2 protein-coding genes are annotated in these 1,732 nt (G+C 70.0%); both read right to left on the bottom strand.

Annotated features, from left to right (window positions below; genetic code table 11):
* Positions 1 to 152: 152 nt before the first annotated feature.
* Positions 153 to 338 carry a hypothetical protein gene (locus AC1DBQ_RS23195; RefSeq protein ID WP_090581036.1) on the bottom strand — a complete coding sequence of 62 codons (186 nt, stop codon included), beginning with the start codon at positions 336 to 338 and terminating at the stop codon, positions 153 to 155.
* A 95-nt stretch (positions 339 to 433) separates the two neighbouring features.
* Positions 434 to 1,525 (bottom strand): DegV family protein, encoded by a 1,092-nt coding sequence (locus tag AC1DBQ_RS23190; RefSeq protein WP_476930732.1) that lies wholly within the window; start codon positions 1,523 to 1,525, stop codon positions 434 to 436.
* Positions 1,526 to 1,732: the final 207 nt, after the last annotated feature.

Raw genomic sequence — 1,732 nt, 5'->3', positions numbered from 1 at the left:
ACACCGGATCAGACGCCGGAACCAACCTCACGAGCGACGCCGCGGCCGACGTCCCTGGCGACCTCCCTGCACACGCCCCGGCCAACGCCGTGAGGCGCAGCTACCTGCACACGCCCCGGCCAACGCCGTGAGGCGCAGCTACCTGCCGGAAGTCACTGCTGGTAGGTGATGTAAGCCTCGTACTGCACCCGCCACTTGTCGGCGGCCTTGGGGTCCGGAACGGTGGTGGTGAGGAACTGGACACTGGTGACTTGGCCCTTGAGGTATTTCAGCCACTTCGTCACCTCCTCGGCGACGTCGCGATCGAACTGGGCTACGTGGTGCACCTGCATTGCCATGACGGCCTCCGGTTGCGCTGGGATTCGGTGCAGTGACTTTACCGCCAGCGCACTTTCCCGGCCAGAGTCCTCTGTGCGCAGCAGAGGAACAGGCGCTAGTCGCCAGTTTCAGCGGCGGCCCTGCCGGTGCCCGGTTCCCTGGCGTACTGACGGACGCCGMCCGTGGTCGGGCCTGCAGACTGGCTGCCGCCGTCCGCGCCCGCTTCCMCGGTGCCGGGGGCACTGCCCTCCCCCACGATCACTGCCAGCACGCCGAGCCCTGCATGGGCAGCCAGGACGGCGGGGAGGGCGCTGATCTGGGCCGGCGGACAGGCCGGCAACGCTGCCGCGAGGCGGCTGGCAAGCTCCTCGGCCTGGGCTTGATTGCCGAAGTGATGCACGGCCAGCCGCGCCTGCCCGGCCGGGCGGGCGGAGGCATCGGCGGCAACGATTTCTTCCAGCCGCGCAATGGCCTTCGCCGCGGACCGGACTTTTTCCAGCGGAATGATCCGGCCGTCGTCAACGGCAAGGATGGGTTTGATGGAGAGCATGGTCCCCCAGAGCGAGGCGGCCGCCCCGATCCGGCCGCCGCGGCGCAGCTGTTCCAGGCTCGGAACGTAGAAGTACACCTTGGTGCGGTCCAGCCGGTCCTGCGCGAAGGCCTTCACTTCAGCCGCGTTCCGGCCCTCGGCCGCCGCGACAACGGCGCCCTGCACGCCCATCCCCTGCGCCATGCCGACGGTCCGCGAGTCGACGACCTCCACAGGGATGCCGACCCGTTCGGCTGCCAGCCGTGCTGCGTCGGCGGTCCCGGACAGGTCACCGGAAATATGGATCGAAACCACGGACTGGAAGCCACGCCCGCCGGCCGCCCGGTAGGCGTGTTCAAACTGGCCCGGTGAAGGACGCGAGGTCTTGACKGGCTTTCCGCTGGCCAGGGCCACGGCGATCGTCTCGGCGATGTCGTCCTCGCCTTCGCCGTAGATTTCGGCGCCCACCATGACGGGCATCGGCACCACCGTGAGCCGGCCGTCAGCGCTGAACTCCCGGACCCAGTCGGCGGGCAGCGCGGMGGCAGAGTCCGTGACCACCGCAACCTGCACGACGGCGCCCGGTACGGCTTCGGGGGCGACGCCGGCCCGGTGGCCCGGCCGGAGCCGGACGAACCGCTCGCGCAACCACGGCCAGCCTGATTCGCGCTCTGGCACCGGGGACCTCCTGCTGTCGGGACGCCTGGACTGGATGGTTTGGAGTGGACCTGCGGCCACGGGGTCGGTGCCCGCCGCGTTGGCACCACGGGCCTTGGCGCCACTGGCCGCCGGCATCTGCCGGCGGCCAGTGTCAGGCTCGTGCGTCTGGCTGCTACGTCCAGCTAGGCCGGGACGATGTTGACCAGTTTAGGCGCCCGTACGATC

The organism is Arthrobacter sp. 10T413_2 (assembly GCF_056394205.1).
The sequence above is the reverse complement of the archived record's forward strand: the minus strand, read 5'-3'. Positions and strand labels throughout refer to the sequence as shown.

What these genes read in the sequence shown, in the direction of transcription:
- AC1DBQ_RS23195 (WP_090581036.1), bottom strand. Translation starts at nt 338, where the DNA reads ATGGCAATGCAGGTGCACCACGTAGCCCAGTTCGATCGCGACGTCGCC.